Annotated in this window: 15 protein-coding genes; 8 read left to right on the plus strand and 7 right to left on the minus strand. The window is 46.0% G+C overall.

The features are described from left to right. Positions 1–11: 11 nt before the first annotated feature. The 6 genes from G8759_RS23450 to G8759_RS23475 all read left to right on the plus strand — a co-directional run bounded on the left by G8759_RS23450 (position 12) and on the right by G8759_RS23475 (position 6,987). Positions 12–1,157: a Gfo/Idh/MocA family protein gene (locus G8759_RS23450; protein ID WP_167213377.1), complete on the plus strand. Its 1,146-nt coding sequence runs from the start codon at positions 12–14 to the stop codon at positions 1,155–1,157. Further along, positions 1,154–1,939: a 3-ketoacyl-ACP reductase gene (locus G8759_RS23455; protein WP_167213381.1), complete on the plus strand. Its 786-nt coding sequence runs from the start codon at positions 1,154–1,156 to the stop codon at positions 1,937–1,939. Before G8759_RS23450 ends, G8759_RS23455 begins: the two co-directional genes overlap by 4 nt. 118 nt (positions 1,940–2,057) lie before the next feature. Then, entirely contained in the window at positions 2,058–3,362 is a 1,305-nt protein-coding gene (locus G8759_RS23460) for a Gfo/Idh/MocA family protein (RefSeq protein WP_167213385.1), read from the plus strand. Positions 3,363–3,500: 138 nt separating this feature from the next. Further along, on the plus strand, positions 3,501–4,733 hold the full coding sequence (locus tag G8759_RS23465) for an MFS transporter (protein WP_167213388.1): 1,233 nt from the start codon (positions 3,501–3,503) through the stop codon (positions 4,731–4,733). A gap of 327 nt (positions 4,734–5,060) precedes the next feature. Continuing rightward, complete coding sequence (locus tag G8759_RS23470) at positions 5,061–5,516, plus strand: hypothetical protein (RefSeq protein ID WP_167213391.1); 456 nt, start codon at positions 5,061–5,063, stop codon at positions 5,514–5,516. 649 nt (positions 5,517–6,165) lie between these two features. Continuing rightward, positions 6,166–6,987 carry a sensor histidine kinase gene (locus G8759_RS23475; protein ID WP_167213394.1) on the plus strand — a complete coding sequence of 274 codons (822 nt, stop codon included), beginning with the start codon at positions 6,166–6,168 and terminating at the stop codon, positions 6,985–6,987. Positions 6,988–7,066: 79 nt separating this feature from the next. Here G8759_RS23475 and G8759_RS23480 read toward each other — a convergent pair whose 3' ends face one another. The 6 genes from G8759_RS23480 to G8759_RS23505 form a co-directional block, all read right to left on the minus strand. After that, the gene (locus tag G8759_RS23480) at positions 7,067–7,432 is read right to left on the minus strand and encodes a heavy-metal-associated domain-containing protein (RefSeq protein WP_167213397.1); all 366 of its coding nucleotides are present in this window, start codon (positions 7,430–7,432) and stop codon (positions 7,067–7,069) included. A 37-nt stretch (positions 7,433–7,469) separates the two neighbouring features. Then, positions 7,470–8,960 carry a hypothetical protein gene (locus G8759_RS23485; protein WP_167213402.1) on the minus strand — a complete coding sequence of 497 codons (1,491 nt, stop codon included), beginning with the start codon at positions 8,958–8,960 and terminating at the stop codon, positions 7,470–7,472. Positions 8,961–9,019: 59 nt separating this feature from the next. After that, complete coding sequence (locus G8759_RS23490; RefSeq protein WP_167213406.1) at positions 9,020–9,367, minus strand: four-helix bundle copper-binding protein; 348 nt, start codon at positions 9,365–9,367, stop codon at positions 9,020–9,022. A gap of 127 nt (positions 9,368–9,494) precedes the next feature. Further along, positions 9,495–10,073, minus strand: a complete 579-nt coding sequence (locus G8759_RS23495; protein ID WP_167213411.1) for an AraC family transcriptional regulator — start codon at positions 10,071–10,073, stop codon at positions 9,495–9,497. Between the two features lie 7 nt (positions 10,074–10,080). Further along, positions 10,081–12,408, minus strand: a complete 2,328-nt coding sequence (locus G8759_RS23500) for a TonB-dependent receptor (RefSeq protein WP_167213414.1) — start codon at positions 12,406–12,408, stop codon at positions 10,081–10,083. A 74-nt stretch (positions 12,409–12,482) separates the two neighbouring features. Continuing rightward, the gene (locus G8759_RS23505) at positions 12,483–12,935 is read right to left on the minus strand and encodes an HYC_CC_PP family protein (RefSeq protein ID WP_167213416.1); all 453 of its coding nucleotides are present in this window, start codon (positions 12,933–12,935) and stop codon (positions 12,483–12,485) included. 202 nt (positions 12,936–13,137) lie between these two features. Between G8759_RS23505 and G8759_RS23510 the strand changes: the two genes are divergently transcribed. Further along, positions 13,138–16,779 (plus strand): VCBS repeat-containing protein, encoded by a 3,642-nt coding sequence (locus tag G8759_RS23510; RefSeq protein WP_167213419.1) that lies wholly within the window; start codon positions 13,138–13,140, stop codon positions 16,777–16,779. Positions 16,780–16,833: 54 nt separating this feature from the next. On the opposite strand, the gene G8759_RS23515 is transcribed toward G8759_RS23510, so the two are convergent. Next, the gene (locus G8759_RS23515) at positions 16,834–17,343 is read right to left on the minus strand and encodes a DUF4494 domain-containing protein (RefSeq protein ID WP_167213422.1); all 510 of its coding nucleotides are present in this window, start codon (positions 17,341–17,343) and stop codon (positions 16,834–16,836) included. Positions 17,344–17,635: 292 nt separating this feature from the next. Here G8759_RS23515 and G8759_RS23520 point away from each other — a divergent pair, with 292 nt between their 5' ends. Continuing rightward, entirely contained in the window at positions 17,636–18,184 is a 549-nt protein-coding gene (locus G8759_RS23520) for a YceI family protein (protein ID WP_167213425.1), read from the plus strand. The last annotated feature ends 192 nt before the right edge of the window (positions 18,185–18,376 follow it).

Below are 18,376 nucleotides of genomic sequence, written 5' to 3' on the forward strand. Positions count from 1 at the left end.
ACTCGTTCAGTATGAAGGAACACAAAATTGGTATTATCATGAACGGCGTGACGGGCCGAATGGGTACAAATCAGCACCTGATGCGGTCAATCGTCGAAATCATTAAACAAGGTGGTGTAAAACTTGGTCCCGGCGAAACCATCATACCTGACCCCATTCTCGTTGGCCGCGACCGGAATAAATTAGAAAAATTGTGTCAGCTTTCGGGTATCCAGCGAATGACGACGGATGTTGACGAAGCCCTGGCCGACCCCAATAACAGTATTTATTTCGATGCCCAAACCACCGGCCGACGCGCCGAGGGCGTTCGGAAGGCCGTAAAAGCGGGTAAACACATTTACTGCGAAAAACCGACCGCGGTCAGTGCCGAGGTTGCCCTGGAACTGTATACGTTGTGTCAGGAAGCTGGCTTAAAAAACGGTGTCGTACAGGATAAGTTGTGGTTACCTGGTTTGCTAAAACTCAAACGCCTGATCCAGAATGACTTTTTCGGCAAAATCCTGTCCGTTCGGGGTGAGTTTGGCTATTGGGTATTCGAAGGCCATAGCATCCCGGCTCAGCGTCCGTCCTGGAACTATCGCAAAGAAGATGACGGTGGTATTATCGTGGATATGTTGTGCCACTGGCGTTATGTGCTCGACAATATTTTTGGAAAGGTAAAATCTGTTTCGTGCCTCGGCGCTACGCATATTCCCGAACGCATCGACGAGCAGGGACGCCCCTATAGCTGCACAGCCGACGATGCCGCCTATGCCACTTTTGAGCTCGAAAACGGTGTTATTGCTCATTTCAATTCATCCTGGACAGTTCGCGTCCGGCGTGACGATCTGCTCACACTGCAAGTTGATGGTACAAAAGGATCGGCTGTAGCCGGATTACGTGAGTGCTATACGCAGCACTACGGCAACACGCCCAAGCCGGTCTGGAATCCTGATATACCTCAAACGATTCCATTTTTCGATGGCTGGTCAAAAGTACCTGAACAGGAAATTTACGACAATGCCTTCAAGGCCCAATGGGAATTGTTCCTAAAACACGTTGTTAATGATGAGCCGTTTCCGTGGGATTTACGGGAGGGAGCTAAAGGCGTTCAGCTCGCCGAAAAAGGGCTGGAAAGTTGGGCTAAGCGTTGTTGGGTTGATGTTCCGGAGTTATGATAAACGCGGAGAAACGCCCCGTAGCCTTTATTACGGGTGGAAGCCGGGGAATCGGTTACGGCATTGCTGAACATCTGGCGAAGGCGGGTTTCGATCTGGCCATCAATGGCGTTCGGCCCGAAGACGCCGTTCGCGATGCGCTGGATGCCTTACGCAACCGGGGGAGCGACGTCTTGTATTGTCAGGGCGACATTGCCTCATCGGAGGCACGACAAGCCATGATGCAGTCGATCCAATCGCATTTCGGGCAGCTTAATATACTGGTCAATAATGCGGGCGTAGCTCCAAAAGAACGGCGCGATATTCTCGAAGCAACCGAAGAAAGCTTCCAGTATGTGCTGTCAACGAACTTACAGGGCGCTTACTTTCTGACACAGGCAGCCGCCAACTGGATGATAGCACAACGCGCTGAGGAAGCTGCCTTCTGGGCCTGTATCATTAACGTGTCCTCGATTTCGGCAACGGTTGCTTCGGTTAATCGGGGAGAATATTGTGTGGCGAAAGCGGGGTTAAGTATGGCAACGCAACTATTTGCCGTCCGGCTTGGAGAGTTTGACATACCAGTTTATGAAGTTCGACCGGGCGTCATCAAAACGGATATGACTGCGGGCGTTACCGCCAAATACGATGCCCTGATCGAATCGGGCCTATGCGTCCAGAAACGCTGGGGCTTTGCCGACGACGTGGGCCGTGCTGTTGCCTCATTGGCCAGGGGCGATTTTCCGTACTCGACTGGTCAGGTCATCATGGTTGATGGCGGGCTAACCATACCGAGACTGTAAACAATTAATTATCAGAAGATTATTCTTATCATGGATTGAGGCCAACCGATTTAAAGCTATAGTGCTTATCAGGAATTCTATAGAACTCAAATAATACTTCCTAAACCAATTGAAGCACATGAACACCAATCAAGTTTCCCGACGAGATGTCCTTAAAGCAGGGGCCGTCAGTTCACTCGCGGCTATCGGCATGCCCACTTTTATTCCAGCCAGTGCGTTTGGGGCCAACGACCGTATACGTGTTGCCGTTATTGGCATCAATGGACGCGGTAAAGATCACATTCAGGGCATTCAGAAACAGAAAGATGTCGAAGTAGCTACCCTATGTGATGTCGACAGTACAGTGCTACAAAACGGCGCTGCTGAATTCGAGAAAAAGTACAATAAAAAAGTACAGACAATGGGCGACTTACGGCAGGTCTACGATGATAAAAACATCGACGCCGTAACCATCGCCATGCCCAACCACTGGCACGCACTGGCGGCTATCTGGGCGTGTCAGGCAGGCAAGGACGTTTACGTCGAAAAACCGGGTGCCCATAATCTGTATGAAGGCCGTAAGCTGGTCGAAGCGGCTCATCGCTACAATCGTATTGTTCAGCATGGTGTACAGTTAAGGAGCTCGGTCGCGATTCAGGAAGCGATCAAACACCTGCGCGACGGACTGATCGGCAAGGTTTACATGGCGCGGGGACTTGTCTACAAATGGCGTCCCGACATTGGTGATAAAGGAACGTCACCCGTTCCTTCCGAACTAAACTGGAATCTCTGGCAAGGCCCGGCTCAGGCGCGTGATTTCAGCAAAAACTATGTTCATTACAACTGGCATTGGTTCTGGGATTACGGCAATGGCGACATTGGCAATCAGGGAATCCACGAAACGGATCTCTGCATGTGGGGATTAGATGTAGGACTACCCGAAGAAATCACGTCGGCAGGTGGTAAGTTTCTCTGGAAAGATTGCAAAGAAACCCCCGAAACGCTTACCTCGGTTTACAAATACCCCTCGTCAGGGAAAGTGATTCAGTTTGAGGTTCGCCCCTGGATGACGAACAAAGAAGATGGCGTCGAAATTGGCAATATATTTTATGGCGACAAAGGTTATATGGTCATTAACGGCTATTCGGACTATAAAACGTTTTTGGGTAAAGAGCGAACCCCTGGCCCAGCCCGTAACGAAGGGGGTGATCATTATGCCAACTTCATCGAAGCTGTTCGGTCGCGGGATAAATCGAAACAGAACGGCCCTGTTGAAACGGCCCACCTGTCGTCTGGCATTGCGCACCTGGGGAATATCGCCTACCGTTTGGGCCGTACCCTGCATTTCGACCCAAAAAATGAAGTGTTCGTAAACGACAAGGAAGCCAATCAGATGCTGACCCGAAAATACCGCGCTCCATTTGTAGTTCCCGAAAAGGTTTAACCAACTGAGAGTTACTAGTTTTCCAGATGTTCGCAGACGTATTCGTTTAATTCTGCGAACATCTGTCTTTGCCTTTGTGGGTAACCGCAAAACCTGAAAAGACTCCTACCAATGAAGCCAATAACTACTCCTGAATCCATGACGACGAATCGCACAGTGATCAGCCAACTTCTCCAACTTCCTGTGCTGGTGGCTGCTCTGGGCTATCTGGTAGATATGTACGACCTGTTTCTGTTCAGTGTTGTACGTGTTCCCAGCCTGAAAGCATTGGGAGTTGACGGTGACCGATTGTTAAGCGACGGAATTTTACTGCTGAACTCTCAAATGGCGGGTTTATTGATTGGTGGAATTTTCTGGGGTATTTTGGGTGATAAACGTGGGCGACTGTCAGTTCTTTTTGGCTCTATCCTCCTATATTCCCTGGCGAATATTGCCAATGGCTTCGTCACATCGCTGGATCAGTATGCTCTATTACGGTTCGTGGCCGGCATTGGCCTCGCTGGTGAATTAGGAGCCGGAATTACGTTGGTGACCGAAATTCTGCCCAAAGAAATTCGTGGTTATGGCACCACGCTTGTTGCCACAATGGGTGTTTTGGGGGCAATCCTTGCTTATTTCGTTGCTGACCTGTTCGATTGGCGCATTTCTTACTTCATTGGGGGCGGAATGGGTTTACTGCTCCTTATTTTGCGGGTCAACGTGCTTGAATCGGGTATTTTCATTAAAACAAAACAGCGGGTCTTACCCAGAGGAAACGTCGTTATGCTTTTCTCGTCTCCTACGCGATTGGCCAAGTATTTTCAGTGTATTCTGGTTGGATTACCTATTTGGTTTGTAGTGGGTATCCTGATCACGTTCTCACCGGAGTTTGGAAAAGCACTCGGTCTCAGCGAGCCCGTAGTAGCCGGGAAAGCCGTTATGCTGAGTTTTTCGGGGCAGGTACTCGGCGATTTGGTGAGCGGATTCCTGAGTCAGTACTCCCAGAGTCGAAAAAAAGTGATCCGTCTGTTTATGCTGCTTTCGCTGGTGTTTATGCTGGTTTATTTACTGGCTCCCGTGCGGGATACAACACTGTTTTATGCCGTGTGCGTATGTCTTGGTTTCGCCAATGGTTACTGGACATTATTTGTAACCATTGCGGCAGAACTGTTTGGAACCAACCTTCGAGCTACTGTGGCAACCACCGTTCCAAATTTTGTACGAGGGGCAACAATTCCATTAAGTGCACTTTTCATTCAGCTTAAACCTGCTTTAGGAACGGTTTACAGCGCACTAACCGTTGGCCTTCTAACACTAGCCGTTGCTCTTATCGCTCTCACCTACCTCGCCGAAACGTTTACGAAAGATCTGGATTATGTAGAAGAAGTATAATAGATCTACAAAACTTTGCATCTGCTTACAAAATTTATCATTTATAGCAAAGCACTAAACAAAAAAGGGTAATTATCTCCAGTAAATACGGGAAAAACCTCAGCAATTATTAGTGAGGAATGTGTGTATTTTGTCAGTACCTAAAACAATAGCCCCTTTTCTTTTTTATCGATCCTTGTTTGCCTGATCCGAGCACTATTCAAAGACTTTGAAAAATAAGTCAATCAGTAACCAGCAATCACAGGATCGTAATTGATTTTCAAAATATCGCTAATCTACCCGTAGAGTAAAAGAAAAACTATATAGCCAATTAACCCTAATACAATTATGACTAATTCATTTTGTGAAGACAATTCAAGTCAAAAAAGAGAGCGTGGAGGAATACTTTCTGATCCAAGCAATGCAGACAGCGCCTTTGAGCATCTTTCCAGAATAATAAACAGTTGGCAGGAAGCCTTTTATTCGCCTGATTCTCCATTACTTTCAGAAAAAGCATATACTAAGTTTTTTGATTTTGATAAAGCATTGATCCAGTCCATTTTGGATCAGGATAGGTGCGTAGCTTTACGGATATTTCCTGGTTTTGACGATAACGGAAAAATTACTGCCGCCTTGGTTGGTATTAATGATGCTTCAGAAGAAATATTGAAAACGGAAGCCAGCAAAGGGGAGTTAGGCGCTGGTGATAATGTAGCACTTCTGGCGGCAGTAGAGCTTAATGCAGCTAATGAAAGTATGATAGCTTGCTGTCCACGCAATGGAAAGTCTGCACTTTTTGGATAACCGGCATTTAGTTTACTGCTAATGTTAATAAAACAAGAATGGAGAAGGCTTTATTAGCCATTTATTTCTTTTCACTAGGATTTTCTACCGCCGTCTGTTTCTTTTTCAGACGGCGGCATGAATTTCCGATCAATAGTATATGGATCTATTTAGGACTGACTTTTGCAATGGATGCCTATTCTGAATATTTGTACCAAATCGGAATGAAATTTCAATATTTATACATTATTTATGGGCCTATTGAATATTTTCTTGTTGCTTCGATTTACTATTATCATTTAAAAAATAAATTTATTCGGCGAGTTATACCAATATCAATACTTATCTATGCTATTAGCAGTTTAATTTATGGCCTTATCTTAAAATATGAGACACATTATTATATATTTAATCTTCGCGGAGCGCTCATAATTAGCTTATTGCTTATTTATTTTAATGAATTATATAAGCGAAATGAAATTATCGATTTAAAAAATGAGCCAATATTCTGGATCAGTATTGGTAATCTTTTCTTCTGGTCAGGTACTTTTTTTATCATGGGTCTTGTTACGTCACTTAATAAAATTGACCCCAAAATAGGCACACTTCTGTTTTCAATAAATCCGATTTTAAACATCTTCTCCTATAGTATGTTTATAAAAGCCATATTATGCAAACGAAAATTGATCCAATTATAACGGTTATTATTCTTGGCACGTTAATTTTTCTTGGACTCTCCGCTTTCGTAGTTTCCTTTCTATTTTTTTTCAATAAAAAACAAGCTCAATACAGGCAGGAAAAGGCCGATTTAAAAGCCAGATACGATCGGGAAATATTAAAATCTCAATTAGAAGTACAAAATTCCACCTTACAGGAGGTTGGACAGGAATTGCACGATAATATAGGGCAATTATTATCCGTAGCTAAAATAAACTTAAGCATATTGGAAAGCCTGCCGCAAGAAGTTGAAAGCCTGGATTATATAAAACAAACTACCGATGTTATTAGTCAGTCTATCAAAGATTTACGCTCATTAACTAAAAGCCTCGATGGTGATTTCGTCCAGGATTTTGGATTGCTGGAAAGTATAAACCATGAGCTTCACCGAATAGAGAAAACGAAACGATTTAAAACTAGTACGCATTTAGACGGTGAGATGTACAGCTTAGGGTATGACCGGGAAATTGTCTTATTCCGTATTTTCCAAGAGATTTTAAATAATGCCATCAAGCATTCCAGAGCAAACATGATACATATTGATTTGTTATTCGCTCCTGAAAAATTTACGTTAGCCTTTAATGACGACGGCGAAGGGTTTGACTACGAAGAAATAATGAGTCAGGAATTATCAAAATCTGGAGCCGGGCTACGAAATATTTTTCGGCGTGTTGAGCTTATTGGTGGCCAGTGTATATACAAATCGGCCAAAAATCAGGGAACTCAAGTTTCTATCGAATTAGCTGTCGAAACCATACCGAATTTAACCAGTTAAATCAACTATATTCTTCACAATTGATTCATAAAAAAGCCCAACATGCAGTCATGTTGGGCTTTTTCAATATAAAAACACCTTATTGATGATTTGTGCCGCCACCCTTTTTACAGCAGCTTGGCAGTTTGTTATAACCGACTTCGTCAGCGGGTACTTCTTCGGCATCGTAACCCGTTTTACTTATGTTTGCCTTTAATTTAGTCACATCCGTTTTAGCCGAATTGTATCTGATTGTTACAACTTTTGTTTTAACGTCCAGGTCGGCTTCTTTAACCCCTTTTTCAAACGCCAGATTGCGCTCGATGCGTGCTTTACACATACCGCATATCGCCGACGTTTTGATTTTTACTTCTTTTTCTTTGTCATCGCGGTTCGGTGCGCCAGCGAAAAGGCTGCCCACGATCATTAGCAAAGTCAGGGCGGTCAGAAACAGGTTACGCAACATATTAGTAGCTGGTTTATAGTGATTTAAAAACGAAAATTTAATTAGAATGGTGCCCGTTCATTCGGTGCATTTTATTCATTGTCATCAGGCTGGGCGTCAGACGTAGATAAATCTGTCCGGAAATCGGTGTTTTGCCGTAAATGTTGCTTTCCAGATATTGATCGGGTATACTACCCGTTACTTGTGCACCCAGTACCAGATCCGTATTAAAGTGCTGGGCAATGCGATAGTTTAGGCCAAGCGTCAGGTTATTTATCGTATAGATTGAGCCAGCATTCACGCCCTGGCTAACCTCCTCACTATGAATACCTAACTCTTCGGCCGATTTTCGAACGTTTTCGTAGCGCCCATAAAAAGCAATCCGGTCGATCTGCAAACTACTTTCGGCCAGGTACGAATTTTCGCCCACACCATCATGACCATTCCGCCCCCAGACAAATGCCGAAGACACATAACGTCCAGGTCCTAGTCCTTTACTATGCAAAACTGATGCCGTAGTACGGGTAACATTTTCTCCGGGATGGGCTTCTTCAGGGTCAGTCAAAAATCCTTGCGAAAACTGTAATGCCAATGCTGGTGATGGATTTATTGACAATCGATAAGAATAGCTATTAAAGGTTGGTTTATCGAAATTATAACGGTTTTCGTCAGGCTCCCGACCTTTAAACGTTGACCCTTCAATTTTTACCCACTTGTATCGAAACCCAACCGTGGCAACACCAAACAGAATGTGAGAAGCATCCTGCCAATGGTGGCTCAACGGTGCATCCGGGTTGTTGAATGACGAAATTCGATGCATAAATGCGGGTGGACCGAGTGCCGGTTCGCCAGGGTAACCAACGTATCCATACAGATCAATGTCTTTGCTAAACGCATGACTGTAACTAACCGACAGTTCCGAAACGAGGTCATGCGGATGCTGTTTATCGATTAGTGGCTGGCCTTTATACGTCTCACCCGTTTGAAATAGCAATGGATACCCACCATTACCAACCGTGAGCGGATCGAGTGACAGCATGGCCCGCACCTGAAACAGTCCACGTTGCCCAACTTTACGTTGTGCCATGCCCATAAACCAGTTCGGCGCACCCAATTGTTGCCCATGCCCACGTCTATCGGCATTATTGACATTTTGACTCGTATAACGCAAATAAATAGCGTAGTGCAGCATATAACTCCACCCTTTTGATGTCGGGTGACTCATGTAGGCATACATGGGCGTATTGTCGGGATGCCAGGACGTGCCTGATCCGTTCCGGTTCATCGACAAGTAGCGCGAAAGCGAATGAGTCATACCCATTGTCGTATCCATTGTCAGGCCATGATTCAGCGACTGCATACTTTTCATGGAATCATCCATCTTCATCCCCGGATGCCCGGAATGATCCATCGGTTTAGTTGTATCAGCCTTCGGATTCTTTTCAGTTTGCTTTTTTATGCCCGGCATGGACATCCCTTCGTGATGTTGATGTTGGCCAAATGCAAAGCCATTGATAAAAAACAGGGCAAGTAAAATTAACTTTTTCATCAGGTTGTTGAGAGAAAATCAGGGATGGTATTTTTATAAAGTACCATCCCTAATTAGTATTAGGCAGCCATCTGTCGACATTCTTCGGCGCACTTGCGGCAAGCCTCAGCGCAGGCTTTACAATGCGCAAAGTGGCTGGCATGTTTTTCGCACTCAGCTGCACAGGCTTCACAGGCTTCTGCACAAACCGCCATGAATGATTTCATAAATTGCGATCCACGGGCAGTTAAACGACCACATAACGTACAGATATCGGCGCAATCCCGGCAAAGTTTAATGCAGGCCGTCATATCGTGGCCTTTACTGTCGGTATCACCCGCTTCGATGCAGGCAGTGGCACATTCTTCGCAGGCTTTTGCGCAATCGAAACAGGTATCCACGTGAGAGGTCATTGTCATGTTTTCCATGATAGTAGTTAAGTTTGGCTAATTCTGACCACCATTGGTCTGACAAAATAACAACCTTAAGCGGATTCGGTTTTTATATAATTACGGACGAGTTTTACAACTGGCACTAAGTACAAATCTTTTTCACTCATTCACTTTTAAGCACTGTATCCAGGCCTCGTCGTTCAACTAGTGCTCCCTTCCGAAACTGTCCCGGAGTTTGCCCGGTTACCTGCCGAAACTGATTCGACAGGTGCTGTACACTACTGTATCCCAAGCGCCAGGCAATTTCGCTCAATGTCAACTCGTCGTATCGCAGCCACTCTTTTACTTTCTCAATTTTCAGCGCAATAATGTATTTCTCGACCGTATGAGCTTCACTCGCTGAGAACAAGCCGCTGAGGTAGGAGTATTCGTAACCGAGTTTGCGTTCCAGAAAAGTCGAATAGTTTTCTGTAGGTAGTCGATCGCCTTTCAGGTGCTGGATTTCATTGATCAGAAGCACTTTCATGTGTTCAACGAGCAGTTGCTTCCGGTCGTCGACCAGATCAAACCCGTTGGCCTGTAGCGCCTGTCGAACGGTATCAAGCGTAACAGCTGGCGGGAAAGTCGTGACATCTACTTCGCCAAGTTCAACCCGCCCAACAGTCAGGCCGAGCTTTTCAAGCTCTTCGCGCACGACCCGTTTACAGCGATCGCACACCATATTTCGGATGGTCAGTGTCATAATCTTTTTAGTGCTGAGGTTTGAAACGAAAGCCTGCGTATACCATTTGACCCGTGATTGGCCCCCACACCTGAGCTCCAGCATCGAAGCTGGGGCCGAATGGATCATTTGGGGCAACGATCGGGTTCTGTTGCCTAAAACCAGTCAGGTTTTCGCCACCCAGATAGATTTCCCACCCGCTCCGAAATGCCCGACTTACCTGTGCGTTAAGGTTGTAGAAACCCGGTGCAAATTCAACCGGCATGTTTTGATAGGTGGTGTGAACATAGCCCTCGCGTAGGTAAGGAATCCGCCGGGGTCCATTCCATTGGAGCGTTGCATCAAATTTCCATTTATCGAACGGCAATGCATACCCTGCATTCAGCAAAACCCGATCGCGGCTAACCATCATTTTGGGGAGCAGCCGCTCTTCGCCAAATGGCCCGCCCATACTTTGCTTGACGTCGAACAGCCGGTAAGCCGCTTTTAGCTCAAAGCGTTTGGCTGGCTGTACATTTAGTTCTGCCTGAAAGCTGTTGGCAAAAGAAGCTCCCTGAAGGTTGTAGAAATACAATTCGCGAGGATGCTCAATGTCCACAATCAACTGATTTAGGAAATTTGTTCGATGATAATCGACCGTCAAGGAGGCTTTTTTGCTAAATATCAAAAAATCGTTGGTCAGACTAAGCCCGTAATTCCACGACACTTCGGGACGGAGTTGCTCCTTCAAAAAAACTGCTCTTGAACTCACCAGATAGCCGAAGTTTTCGGCAAATGGATTTGGCACCCGGAATCCTCGCCCAGCCGATGCCCGCAGACTGAGATTGTCGGTCAGGTTATATTTCAGATGAAGCCGGGGCGTAAACTGCGTGCCGTAGAGATTGTGAAAATCGACCCGACCACCAGCCACCAGGGTTAGTTTTTCAGGATAGATGTAGGTGTATTCAGCAAATACCCCAGGTACCGATTCAGTTCGGGCCGTTTTGATCGTTTTGTAATTTTCTAGGTAATCATCGAGCAGATAGCTGAGTCCGGTTTTGATACTATGGTTGGTATTGTCGATGATCGTCTGGTAAATCAGGTTGGCATATATTGTCTGCTGCCGACCGTCATAAGGTGCAAATCCAAACCGGGCCGTCTGCTCATGATGGACACCATTCAGAATCAATCCAAGACCTTTATAGGGTTTGTCGGGATAGAGTTTAGCCGTTTTCGAGAAAAACTCCAGCCGTTTTGTTGTATTCAAAAAGCTATAACGTGGGCTGCTCTGGCTTTCAAACCGCGACAATTGCCCGCCATCGCGGTCTTCGTAGAGTGCTTTAACCCCAAATTGGGCCATATACCGGTCGCCGTTGTACTTATAACGATTAATGAGATTAACCTGCGTATAGAGGGGTAGATCACGAAAGCCATCGTTATTCTGATCAATTTCTGTCCGGAGCGTGCTGGCATGCCCTAAAACGCCTACACTCCACTTTGGCTCTGTGGGTTGTGACTGTTTATGACCCGGCCATAACTGATTCGGGCTATTTCGATTGGCCCCGATTGGCTTCGACCAGTTGATGTTGCCTTCATATCGCCCAAAACTGTTGACATAGCCATTCAGAAACAAGGTTTGCTTGTCATCCGGTTTCTGCAACTCGACATTCATCTGGCCACTCATCGACTCGTAACCATTGACTACCGAACCAGCTCCTTTCCCAACATCAATGCTTGTTATCCAGGTGCCTGGGATGTAATTAAGCCCGAAAGTTGTAGACAGTCCACGCACAGTCGGAATGTTCTCAACATTCGTTTGCACGTATTGCCCACCCAATCCCAGAAACTGAATCTGTTTGGCGCCGGTAACGGCATCACTATACGAGACACTTACCGATGCATTGGTCTCAAAGCTTTCAGACAAGTTGCAACAGGCGGCTTTCGCCAGTGTCCGTTGGGTAATTAGTTCTGTCTGAATTGGATTTATTCGATCGATCTGACCAGGAGCTCCCGAAACGGTCACCTCCTGCAACGTCCGTTCAGAACGTAGTGTAATAATTACTTCTGAAGCTACATTCGTCACTGTAAGCGTATCGGATTGATAGCCTACATAACTGGCAATCAACTGCCTGACAGTCGGATGTTGAGTCAGCCGAAACCGACCAGTCGAGTCGGTCACCGTACCATTTGTTGTGCCTGCCCAACGTACGGTTGCTCCGGCAAGTGGTATGCGCCTGTTATTGACGGTTTCGTTGATAATTCCCCGAACAGCCACTTCCTGGCCTGGAACAGTAGGTAATTTGGTTGCAATGGAATCAGATTGCGCCAGTACTGGCGACGCAGCCAGCATAACCATCCATAAAAAAAGGAGTTTCATGAGTTCGTTGATTAATGAATAAACACGATACGCCCGTGTCGGAAAGACACCGGAAATGTGCATTCATCAACGAATCAAATAAGGAGACTATGAGCGCGAGTCAGAATGTCGCGACCGGACGGTGAAGGAGGGTCATTGGTAACGTTAACCGCAACAGATGCACTTCTGTCGAAAACCCAATCGGCAATCCATGCAAGCATCACTGTAACACCCGCCAGAATAGACTCGGTTATATTCTTGACGAATTTGGCGACGAGTTGGCTTAGTGATGAAGTAACGTCTACATTCTCGTAACGCTGATCATCCTGGCAGCATTCCGATTTTTTAATAATCGTTTTGTCCGACGTGCCCGACTGTTTATGGATGGCACAACCTGATGTCGATTTGGCATCGCTAAAGACAACAACCATTGTCTTTTTCTTGCCTCGCATCTGGCACGTATGTTCCACCAAACCAAAGCCAGTACTGCTGAGCAGTATGACACAGGCCATAAATAGGTTTAGTAGCTGGAACAGAGTGCGTTTCATAAGTGGGTCAAAAGTAAAAACGGTTACTTACAAAAGCAAACACGCCTTGTAAAACTTCATAATTATATAAGTCCGTTTTAGAATTGTGTAAGCCATGAGTTAGTTAACGGTCAATGGCCCTCCAATAATTTATGAAATATCTTCCTGTAATCGTATTTTTGTTTCCACCTGAATCTAATTAAGTAACTGTCTTTACCGCCTAGTGAGAACTCTTTCTCTTTTTCTAGTAATTGGCCTTACGTTTTTGTTAACGGCCTGTGATAAGCCTCTCTTTTCGTTACTGCCCGCCAGCGAAACGGGTATTACATTCGCTAATCGTATCATCGAAAACGATACGATGAATATTATTGACTTCGAATATGTCTATAACGGAGGAGGTACGGCCATTGGCGACTTCAACAATGATGGGTTAGCCGATCTGTTTTTTACGGGCAATCAGGTAGCAAATCGTTTATACATCAACAAGGGAGATTTCAAATTTGAGGATATTACTCAGAAAGCGGGTGTAACCGGCAATGGAAAGTGGTGTTCGGGAACAGCCCTGGTCGATATCAACAATGATGGCTGGCTGGATATCTACGTTGGGGCAACAGTCAGCAAAATAGCCGCCAAACGCGAAAATATGCTGTTCGTCAATCAGGGGGCCAAGCCGGGGCAATCTCCCGTATTTCGCGAAATGGCAAAAGAATACGGTATTGCCGACGATGGCCATACCACGAACGCAGCTTTTTTCGACTACGATAACGACGGCGACCTCGACCTTTACGTGCTGACGAATACCATCGAAAACAATCCCAACGCTTACCGCGATCGAATCGTGGATGGCTCCTCTCCTACCACCGACCGGCTTTACCGAAATGACCCTAACCCGACGCTGGGTCATCCGGTTTTCACGAATGTCTCCAAACAGGAAGGCATTCTAAGCGAAGGCTATGGGCTTGGACTTAACATAACCGATATAAATCGGGACGGCTGGAAAGACGTTTACGTAACGAATGATTACCTGACCGACGATCTGCTGTATATCAATAACCACGATGGCAGCAACCGCCATACAGGGTTTACCGATCAGGCGGCACAGTATTTTAAGCATACCAGTGGTGCTGCCATGGGTAACGATGTGGCCGATATCAACAATGATGGCCTGGCAGACATCGTAGCGGTTGACATGCTTCCGCGCGATAACAACCGCAAGAAAATGCTCATGGGGGCCAATAATTACCAGACCTACCTCAACAATGAGCAATTTAAACATACGTATCAATTCACCCGGAATACGCTCCAGTTGAATCAGGGGACTGCGCCCACCGCATCGGGCAAGCATCCCGTATTTAGTGATATTGGCCTTTTCAGCGACGTCGCTGAAACGGACTGGAGCTGGGCGCCCAACCTGATTGACTTTGACCACGATGGCTATCGGGATCTTTTGATTACGAACGGTTTCCCTAAAGATGTAACTGACCGGGATTTCGGCTCATTCCGCGAGCAAAGCGAGCGAGTTGCCACAAAGTCGTTCATGCTTGCCCAGATTCCGGTTATTAAAATCAGCAATTATGCCTTTCGGAATAAAGGCGATCTGACTTTTGAGGATGTAACGGAAAAGTGGGGACTCAAACTTCCGTCCTTCTCAAACGGGGCCGCTTATGGCGACCTGGATAACGACGGTGATGTTGACTACGTGGTTAACAACATCAACGATTCGGCCTTTGTGTATCGGAATAACCTCGTCGAGAACAAGGCCGACAAATCGAATTATCTGCGCATAAAATTCATTGGTGAAGCGCAGAACCGGAATGGATTAGGTGCCATTGTCGAGATTTACTATGACAAAAAACCGTCTATCGGCTTCAAACAGCAGGTTTATGAGCACAGTCCTTACCGCGGCTACCTGTCTACTGTAGAAGCCGTCGCTCATTTTGGTCTTGGCGATGTTTCCTCGATAGACGAGGTGCACATCATCTGGCCCGGTCTCAACGGTACTCCGCAAAAGCAGCAGGTCTTACGTAATGTAGCGACGAATCAGGTTCTGACCGTCGATGTGCGCAATGCCCACGAACCGGTTCAACCGAAACCTCAGCCAGCTAGTCTGTTTACGGAGGTGACCGATTCAATGAAGATAACCTATCAGCATTACGAACCCGAATACATCGATTTCAACGTCCAGAAGTTACTGCCTCATAAACTCTCTCAGTTTGCCCCTGCCGTATCGGTCGGCGATGTTAATGGCGACGGGTTAGACGATCTGTTCATTGGTGGTTCGCGCATGAACAAAGGTCATTTTCTCCTCCAAACCGCCACCGGCTCATTCATTGAAAAAGACCTATTGCCCGAAGTAGCCGTTGCTGTAGAGACGGTTGGTGGCATGGCCAATGCCAAAGACAAACCGGAAGAAGACATGGGAACGTTGCTCTTTGATGCCGACCATGATGGCGACCTCGATCTTTATGTGGCCAGTGGCAGCATTGAAGGAAACGCGAATTCACCAACTTTCCAGGATAGGCTCTACATAAACGACGGGAAAGGATCCTTTACGCTCGACCGAAACGCGCTGCCAAGCTGTATGGTAAGCAAATCCTGTGTCAAGGCAGTTGATTTTGACCGTGATGGCGATCTTGATTTATTTGTTGGAGGACGCGTTGAACCGGATCACTACCCCAAACCGGTTTCAAGTTTTGTCTTCCGCAATGACTCCAAACCGGGTCAGGCGAAATTTACTGACGTGACCAAAACTGTTGCGCCCGCTTTGCAGGATCTGGGCCTGGTTTGCGATGCGCTCTGGACCGATTACAACAACGACGGCTGGCCCGACCTGATGCTGGCCGGAGAATTCATGCCGCTCACGCTGCTTAAAAACCAACAGGGGAAACTGCAACCTGTTGACTGTAAGCTACAGAATCAAAAAGGCTGGTGGAATTCACTAGTAGCGGGTGATTTTGACCAGGATGGCGATATGGATTACATAGCGGGTAACCTCGGTCAGAACGCTCGTATGCGGGCCAGTGATCAGGAACCGGTTCGTATGTATGCCGGTGATTTTGACAACAACGGCTTTTATGATGCCATTCCGACCATTTTTATACCGGATGAAAACGGAAAAAGCAGGGAGTTCACCTTCCACGGACGCGATGATCTGATTAAACAGATGATTGCCATGCGGAAGCGTTTTCCGCTCTACAAAGACTTTACTCAGGCCAGTATCGATAAGCTTTTGACGCCCGAAGAACGAGAGAAAGCACTGGTTCTTGAAGCAAATTACCTACAATCTGCCTATGTTGAAAATAAGGGCGATGGAACGTTCACCTTACATGCACTGCCTACGCCAGCCCAGTTAGCACCTATTTTTGGCATGGTGGCTGATGATGTTGACCGCGACGGAAATCTGGATGTGATGCTTGTTGGCAACGACTTTAGCGGTGAAGTCATGATGGGTCGTTACGATGCTCTGAACGGCTTATGGCTTCGAGGTGATGGGAAAGGTGAGTTTACCGCTCAATCTATAGCAGCAAGCGGATTTTATGTTCCCGGAAACGCTAAAGGTCTTGCCCAACTGGCCGGCGCCGACGGCCATGAGCTTCTGGTGAGTACGCAAAACCGGGGCAGATTATGTGTTTTCCGAAATTCGAAATCTGTCCCATCCGTTCGTCTGCGACCAACAGATGTCTCTGCCTTACTGACATTTACTGACGGCAAAAAACAGAAGATTGAATTTAGCTATGGAAACTCCTTTTTGTCCCAGTCATCCCGGTCACTCCTGCTCGACCCTCAGGTAAAAGTCGTTGAAATAACAGACTCACAGGGACACAAACGACAGGAACTCAATCAGGTCAACCTGGTGGGGCGTTAATAAAAAAGGGAGCTAGCCGTCAACGGTTAGCTCCCTTTTTTACGATTTCAGCCATTATTCAGCTGCTTCAATAACTTCGCTCAGCGGTCGTAGATTACGCTTTTCTTCCTCGTTATACGGGAAAACCTCAAGAATCTTCGTTGTATTGACGTCCGTAATTTCGAACGGATCAAGAGCGGTTTTCAGGCTAAGCTCTACACGTTCGTAGGCCTGCTTCGGCGTCTCGGCGTTCACCAGCATGATACTTGGCGTCTTTTTCTGCTTCCCCGTTTTTTCGTCGTCGGTGATATACATCGCCTTCACTTTGTACCAGGTTTCGCCCCCATCTTCGTGATGAAAAACATCAGCGAGTTTCATGCGGGAGATATTGGTAATCTCAAAGTCGGGTGTGTTGGCCGCAATCTCCTGATAGAGCCGACCTTCGGCATCCGTATAGCTGACGGCATCGACCAGATAAGCTTCCGTAACCGTTTTTTGCTTGATAAATTCTTCGTTCCGCGATCCCACATTCGAGTCGTCAATGGGTTGCTGATAACGGATTTTTCCGAGGAACCAGTTGGGCATTTTTTAATAATTTAATACATAAATAAAACAAAAATCAAGAGGCAAAAGTGCCTAAAAAATGCCCAATTACCATAGAAAACAACGGATATAAGCTAAGATTTTTCGATTCTGATCTGGCTTTCTCAGCGCCCGCATCGAAGCTCTCTCAGGCTTTACCTGCTACGCCAATCTGACAACTTCAGCAGCTTCACAAAAAATTAATCTAAAGCTATGAAACATTTTTTCTCAATTAAATGTATATACATTAAATGCACTTACAAGCATTATCAAACATTTAAAAACTCAAAGAATCATGGAAGCTCAAACAACCACCGCCACCACCTGGGTTATTGACCCGATGCACTCGGAAGTACAATTCAAAGTAAAACACCTGATGGTATCGACCGTAACTGGCCTGTTCAGTCAGTTTGATGGTCAATTAGATATGGTTGGCGATGACTTTGACGATTCAAAAATTACCTTCTCAGCCGATATTAATAGCATTAGCACTGGTAACGAACAACGGGACGGCCACCTGAAATCAGCTGACTTTTTCGATGCAGAACAATTCCCAAAACTGACCTTTACGTCAACTCAGTTCAAGCAAACGGGCGACGACACATACGATCTCATTGGCGACCTAACCTTACATGGTGTTACTAAAACTGTAAAACTGAAAGCCGAATATGGTGGTCAGATGCAGGATTTCTACGGCCAGACCAAAGCAGGTTTTGAAGTCACGGGAACCATTAAGCGTAAAGAATTTGGCTTAACCTGGGACGGTGTTACAGAAGCTGGTGGCGTCGTTGTCAGCGATGATGTACGGCTTGTCTTAAACATTCAGGTTACCAAACAAGCGTAATCAGACCATACGTTATTTGATCGGCTGAAGGCTCAAATAATGGATTAATTTACCCTATTTCTTCGCCCTCCTGACGTATTGAATGCCATAATTGCCCTACAAGGACCGATTCTTGTCGAATTGGATCATTGTAGGGCTCTTTTTTTATACCGTACGAACTTAATTTGGCAATGATTTTGATCAAGTACTGTT

Source organism: Spirosoma aureum (assembly GCF_011604685.1).
GTDB lineage: Bacteria > Bacteroidota > Bacteroidia > Cytophagales > Spirosomataceae > Spirosoma > Spirosoma aureum.